The organism is Acinetobacter sp. OYA S30 (genome assembly GCF_033599315.1).
Taxonomy (GTDB): Bacteria; Pseudomonadota; Gammaproteobacteria; order Pseudomonadales; family Moraxellaceae; genus Acinetobacter; species Acinetobacter baumannii.
Genome location: NZ_JAWVAV010000076.1, coordinates 1 through 6,016, shown reverse-complemented (window position 1 = coordinate 6,016; position 6,016 = coordinate 1). Strand labels below are relative to the sequence as shown.

The 6,016-nt window shown below is 35.0% G+C and carries 7 protein-coding genes and 1 pseudogene; 2 read left to right on the top strand and 6 right to left on the bottom strand.

The window, feature by feature from the left end:
• The first annotated feature begins 263 nt into the window (after positions 1-263).
• On the top strand, positions 264-1,016 hold the full coding sequence (locus tag R5R67_RS18775; protein ID WP_318755146.1) for an STAS-like domain-containing protein: 753 nt from the start codon (positions 264-266) through the stop codon (positions 1,014-1,016).
• Positions 1,017-1,151: 135 nt separating this feature from the next.
• Here R5R67_RS18775 and R5R67_RS18770 read toward each other — a convergent pair whose 3' ends face one another.
• From R5R67_RS18770 to repM, 5 genes are all read right to left on the bottom strand, one after another.
• Positions 1,152-1,454, bottom strand: coding sequence for a helix-turn-helix domain-containing protein (locus R5R67_RS18770; RefSeq protein WP_005804939.1), 303 nt, complete (start codon positions 1,452-1,454; stop codon positions 1,152-1,154).
• Positions 1,447-1,803 (bottom strand): type II toxin-antitoxin system RelE/ParE family toxin, encoded by a 357-nt coding sequence (locus R5R67_RS18765; RefSeq protein WP_055414415.1) that lies wholly within the window; start codon positions 1,801-1,803, stop codon positions 1,447-1,449. The genes R5R67_RS18770 and R5R67_RS18765 overlap by 8 nt, the downstream gene beginning before the upstream one ends.
• Before the next feature lie 541 nt (positions 1,804-2,344).
• Positions 2,345-2,680, bottom strand: a complete 336-nt coding sequence (locus tag R5R67_RS18760) for a hypothetical protein (RefSeq protein WP_002067467.1) — start codon at positions 2,678-2,680, stop codon at positions 2,345-2,347.
• 448 nt (positions 2,681-3,128) lie between these two features.
• Complete coding sequence (locus R5R67_RS18755) at positions 3,129-3,656, bottom strand: plasmid replication DNA-binding protein (protein ID WP_068975474.1); 528 nt, start codon at positions 3,654-3,656, stop codon at positions 3,129-3,131.
• 84 nt (positions 3,657-3,740) lie between these two features.
• Complete coding sequence (gene repM / locus R5R67_RS18750) at positions 3,741-4,670, bottom strand: replication initiation protein RepM (RefSeq protein ID WP_318755143.1); 930 nt, start codon at positions 4,668-4,670, stop codon at positions 3,741-3,743.
• 728 nt (positions 4,671-5,398) lie between these two features.
• Between repM and R5R67_RS18745 the strand changes: the two genes are divergently transcribed.
• The gene (locus R5R67_RS18745) at positions 5,399-5,665 is read left to right on the top strand and encodes a hypothetical protein (protein WP_318755142.1); all 267 of its coding nucleotides are present in this window, start codon (positions 5,399-5,401) and stop codon (positions 5,663-5,665) included.
• A 56-nt stretch (positions 5,666-5,721) separates the two neighbouring features.
• Here R5R67_RS18745 and R5R67_RS18740 read toward each other — a convergent pair.
• Positions 5,722-6,016 (bottom strand): annotated as a pseudogene (locus tag R5R67_RS18740) (plasmid mobilization protein); the annotation flags it as partial.

The following is a 6,016-nucleotide window of genomic DNA, read 5'->3' as shown; positions in this document are numbered from 1 at the left end:
GATTTGTTTAAGATAAGATATAACTCATTGAGATGTGTCATAGTATTCGTCGTTAGAAAACAATTATTGTGACATTATTTCAATGAGTTATCTATTTTTGTCGTGTACAGAGTAAAGATTTTAAAGATATTATTGCCGCTATTGAGAGTTATACAGACGGATTTGATATTTCTTATACTGAAACCTTACGCTATGTTTTAAGTGAATTATTATATAATACTCAAGAACATGGAACTTGCTATTCTGATCATTTAGATATACTGGTGCCATCCTTAGTACAAATGTGTTGGTACAGAAATAAAGATGTTATTCAATTTATTATTGCAGACTTAGGAATAGGAATTAAAAAGCATATAGAGCAGAGTTATCCTGGGCAAGAGTCTGATGAGATGGCTATTAAGTTGTCGATTCAGCCCGAAAAATCGGGTACTTTTGCTCAAACGAACCCTTACAATGCTAAAAATAATGCTGGGATGGGGCTGTATCTATCTTCAAATATTATCAGAAAACTAAAAGGTGAAATGTATATAGCCTCGGGGAATGGTCTTGTCCATATTTCGCCGAGGGATATTACATCAAAAACCTTAGAAAACTCTTGGCATGGAACAATTGCCTTTTTAGCTATTAAGCTAAAAGGAGATGAAAAGAATGACTTGCAAGCAATCTTACAAGAACTTCGTAAAAATGCTGAAGATGAGCGTAATAAAGAGAAGTTAATAAAACAAGATGAACAGTACGTGGTTCATATGAGTGCATATTTCGGTGATTTTGCTGAGATTAAAGAAGATGCAATAAAATATAGAGATAAGTATTTACTTCCAGCTATCGAAGATGGTAAAAAAATAATTATAGATTGCCAAAATATAAAAAGTGCACCACATAGTTTCTTAAATGCTTTGTTGGCTACACCGATTAAGCGATTAGGTATGAGCGCTTATAAGCAAATTCGTATTATTAACGCTGAAATGAATATTAGAGAAACAATAGATTTCATTTTAGAGGACAACACAAACTAAAAGAGGGTATAAAAATGACGCTTAAATTTAAACCTTCCCAGTAGATATGGGTAGTACCTCCGATGCTGTATAGCCAAGAAAAGCCCCTACTAAAAATAGGGGTTTTTCTTATTTAAGCTAATACTAAAGGCTTTATCATACATTGAATCCTATGTGTTTCCCTGTTGGAAGCTCTACATCAATACGGAGCTTCCCACCCATCGCTTCAACATACTTTTTCATGGTTGAAATCTTAAGGTCATTGCCACGGTTTTCGATTGCTGAAAGTGATGGTTGTTTGATTCCAAGAGTTTCAGCCAGTTCTTTTTGGGAAATCTCTAATTCTTCTCGAATAAGGTGAAGCTGAGTTTCTAAAAGTAGTTCATCAGCCATTTGTTGAATACGAGCTTGGCTCTCTGGAGAGCGACTAGCCAATAATTCCTGTAAGGTTTTAGCCATTAGATTGATCTCCTAGGGTTGAGAGATGGAGTTCGTATTGCTCATCTGCAATATCCAGCATCTCTTTATAAAATCGCTTTTTCCCGCCTTTATCAGCAATGCACAGCACAATGGCTTGTCGTAATGGATCAAATGCGAAAAAGGCTCTCAGTGGTTTACCTCGATGCTGAACACGTAGCTCTTTCATATTGGTAAATTTAGAGTTATACACGGTATCCACTAAAGGACGACCTAAACTTGGTCCCTGCTGCTGTAGAACAACCAAAGCGGCTAGGACTTTCTCTTGAGTTGATTCATCTTGCTGTTCAAGCCATTCATTAAACAGATCTGTCGTGATGACTGTCCACATATCACAACCAAAATATAGATTATAGTCTATATTTTATAGTGAACTCAGTCGGTTTTCAAATGGTAATAAAAAAGCCCGACATCCTGTCGGGCTTTTTCGTATCGGTGGTTTAGGTATAACTCCTGTAGTACCTCACGTCCTGGTGTTGCACTTATCATTATTGTTTTATGTGTTGGAACATCCTGTTCTTTATGTCCCCATCATATGAAAAATCCCCATAGTGGCCTAGACGCAATGGTCCTTAATTCATGTCAGCCTGAGCTTACAAGATTGCTCAAAACTTACCCCAAGGTTTATCCGCAAAAATTGTGGATTGTTTTTAGGCTGAAAGCCTTATAGAGTGTATGTGATTCTTAGTTTTGAGCATTTTTTAAGCAAAAGTGTTGGCAAGAACTATCAAAACTGCTCATAAAAAAGCCGACTTGTTTCAAAGTCGGCTTTTTGGGCATTTTTGGATTTTTCTATTTTTATTAAGTAGTTGATATTTAAATTAATATACAAATGTACTTCGTATAATATCCATTATGTTAAATGGAGGCTTTCACAGTCGAAATTTAGTATTTAAGTATTCGATAAAGCCCTCAATTTTCTTAATCACGTATAAGCAGATATACAAAGGACTCAGATTATCTTGCTGAGCTTTCTGTACTCTATACTTCGCCCTTTCTAAGACAGCAATTACATAGTGTATAGAGCTTTTTAGAATTTTTTTAGAATCTTTTTTTGAATACAGATAACAATCAATTTTTTCAAAAGGCCCATCATTGACCAATATTTCCAATATAGTGTCGCTAATGGATTTACTTATTGATTGCTCCATATGTTCAAATTCATATGAATGTAGAGCTTGTGCTATAACTATTTGAAGATTCTTCATTATGATTATTTAATGTTAGCCAATTTTGATCCTAGCATTATCTCCTGAAAAGAAAAAGCGTATAAAACCTAAAGTAAACATTGAGTTATTTTTATTCTTCGTTATGAAAAGTTAAAAGAATGATTCTAGGGCCACAGCTGACTTGGAATTTAATGGCGTTAAAGTACCTGCTGGTCATGTCCATGCAACATTAATGGCCGCTTTTGAATTTGCATATGCTCAAGTAATATCAACTGAAGATTATGTTGGCTAAAGCTTAAGATTTCCTAAAATTAACATAATACACCTTATACGAAATGTGTTATAATTATCTTTAGAAATCAATGCTGTAGTTCCTAGTTGATAGCCCGAATATCCCTGTTCGGGCTTTTTTGTCGATTCTTCACGTTCCACGCCCACTATTTAACCAATGTTCCACGGGTTTAATAAGCCCAGGTGAACAATCAGATCAGCCATACGGCTTAAAGAAACGGCTCCAGAAGCCTCTTTGCTCCGGTTCAGGCTCAATATGCTCAGGAACAGGAATTCGCTTATTCTCGCTTGGCCTAGGAGTAGTTAATACCTCAGAATTAGTCTGTTGAACAGGCTGAGGTATATTGACTGTATTCTGCATTACAGACTGGTTTTTATCTTCCTGTTTAGATGGTTCTAGGACACCTTTAAACTCAATTCTATGGGTGAGATCTTCGATATGTTGCAGCAAAGACTTTTCTCTTTGATTTGCTAAATCCAACTGGTTTTTAAGTAAGGAAATCTGATCTTTTAGGACACTTTCAACCTCAGACTGGACGTGTACAGGTGCATCCCTTTGAACTTGTTCAGTACGTGTACTGGACTGAACACCAATTGGATTTCCATAAACTCTTATTAATTCTGATAGATCTATAAGTCCATCATTATCCCTTGATAATTCACCATTTTTTATAGCTTCATAGATTGTTGTTCGTGATTTTTTAAAGGCTTTACTAGCGTCCATAACGCTAAATTTTGTTGTGTTCAATGTAGTCCCTCAGTGCATGTACACGGATGTTCATCTGAACATCCTACCTGAACATGAAGTTTATTTTGCGTTAAATCCTACTTTTTTAAGATACGGTAGTAGTTCTTCAAATTTCTCTTGATTCTGTAGCATTTCAGCAATTCGAATAGCAAATTGTGCATAGCTTTCGGTACCTTGAGAGTACTTACTCATGTCAGCAAGTTCTGACAGTTTATTAGCAAACAAATGGCGTTGTGCATCGGTCATTTTCGAGAAAAGATCAAGGGTATTTGAACTCTTACTATTTGCATTAGCTGTAACTACTTTCTTTTGTTTGAAAGAAAATGAAAAACCTGAAATGTTACGTCCCTTTTTATGCTGTTCGTATTTAACAGTAATGTCAGTGTGTTCATTAATTTGAGCAATAGCTAGATTTAGTACCCGATCTTTAAAATTGCCCATTCTTGTGTATTCATCATCGAGAATACCTATCTTGTTTCTAAATTCTGTTAGTTCAATAACTGGTGTTTGACCTGTACTGCGCCAAGCAATCAATAACTCGTATAAACGTACAGCATAAGCACTACTGAGATTACTAATTTGCTGTAACTCATACTTTGTGAACTGTTCTTCCAAACGTGTAATAAGGGGAACAATAGCTGGTGCAAAGATCAGCTTTACTGTTGCTTCATCATCGATATATCTAATTTCGCTAACCCAACGACTTAGAACATTCTCAACATTCCCTCTTTTGTTGATCTCTTGATAGCTAAATTGTCGGGCGAATAAGTCTTTACAAGCATCTTTCAAGGCCTGGTAGGCTGTTTGTCTTGCAACATTAAACTGGTTGATATAGCTCTCTGCATGGACTTCTAAAGGATCATTTGCATTGATCCCTTTACCACTACCTCTTGCTTCGACAATAGCCAATAGGATTAAACGCTGTTCTACTAAATCTAAGTTATAGCTTGCATTGATTAATGCATTATCTTTAACAACTAAATCCCGCATCTTATGTATCTACATTATTATTTATGAATATAAGTCTATATTAATAATTATGTAGATTTATGCAAGGTAAACGCAGTTAAATCTACTAAAAATATTTTGTAGATTTATGGTAGGTAAACGTAGTCATATTGGTAGGTAAACGTAGTCATATTGGTAGGTAAACGTAGTCATATTGGTAGGTAAACGTAGTCATATAGCGTCTGTAACCATTGTAAATAAAGGCTTTCAGTATGTCTAAAAGCATTTAAAAACTTTAAAAATAATTAAAAGCCCAAGTCATGAAAAATTGCCCTTGGTTTTCGCTTCGCTCAAACTCTATTGAATCTCGCTTTCGCTCGATTCTAGGGGGCAATTTTTTACTTAATTTCGTTGTAGCTTGAATAAAAAGCAAAAGCTCTATCGTTCGCGCACTTCGTGACGCTCTGATTCTAAATCACGTAAGTAAAGGGGAGCCTGTAATCAGGGAAAAAAGCGGGTGAAATTTTAATGATGTCAGTTCGCTCGTAGACACTCGCTCTGTAAAGTTAGGTGATATTCCAAAAAGTGTCGCTACTTAAGTAATAATACTTTTTGAATATTCCATATGCATAGGACATAAAATGTTTTACACATATCATGGTAATTATAGTTTTTATAAATTAGGATTTTTTGACAAATTCAACGTATGGAAAATTAAAAAATAAAAATTGATATGCTTCCATTTTCTGCAAAAAAAAGAGAGAGTTCACATGAACTTTTTTAAAGAAAATGAAGAACATATTTTATTGTATTCAAAAATAATTTATTCCGATGAAACGGCATATTTACATTTACTATTTTTAAATGGTGAACTGACGTTAAAGAGTACTGATCTGCTAAGTGTTGGTGATGAGCAGATCTATTTGCTTAAAGAGAATAAAAACATGGCTATACAAATACATCATAGTTCTGAAAAAGAAGTTCATAATTTACAGCTTCTTTTTAAAGAAGCTGTAAATTATGAATCGACTTACTAATCAGTCGATCGTAGCACACGCTTTTTGTAAACTTTAGAGCTAAAAAAGCATCAAACTTAGGGACCACCGTAATCATAATCATCAGATTTTGGCTTTGGCTGTTCGGATTGAACCGGTTGAGGGGGCTTATTTTGCATGGCTAATGGATACTTTGGCTGGCAATACACTTCAAATTCAAAGCATGGCGTTGAGTTATGCTCTGAATCCCTCAATTTTCGATTCATGTTATGAATGTTCCAGCCTTCTTGTTGCAATATAGGCTCTTGGGTTTTGATAATTTCACTAAAATCTTTTTCCAGTTTTTCCTTATTTTTCGCATTTTTGATTAAGTAATTCAGGTGATACATCACT

Bases quoted from the DNA above. Each gene is read 5' to 3' on its own strand.
- R5R67_RS18770 (WP_005804939.1), bottom strand. From the start codon at position 1,454: ATGGCTAAAACCTTACAGGAATTATTGGCTAGTCGCTCTCCAGAGAGC.
- R5R67_RS18765 (WP_055414415.1), bottom strand. From the start codon at position 1,803: ATGTGGACAGTCATCACGACAGATCTGTTTAATGAATGGCTTGAACAG.
- R5R67_RS18760 (WP_002067467.1), bottom strand. From the start codon at position 2,680: ATGAAGAATCTTCAAATAGTTATAGCACAAGCTCTACATTCATATGAA.
- R5R67_RS18755 (WP_068975474.1), bottom strand. From the start codon at position 3,656: ATGGACGCTAGTAAAGCCTTTAAAAAATCACGAACAACAATCTATGAA.
- repM (WP_318755143.1), bottom strand. From the start codon at position 4,670: ATGCGGGATTTAGTTGTTAAAGATAATGCATTAATCAATGCAAGCTAT.
- R5R67_RS18745 (WP_318755142.1), top strand. From the start codon at position 5,399: ATGAACTTTTTTAAAGAAAATGAAGAACATATTTTATTGTATTCAAAA.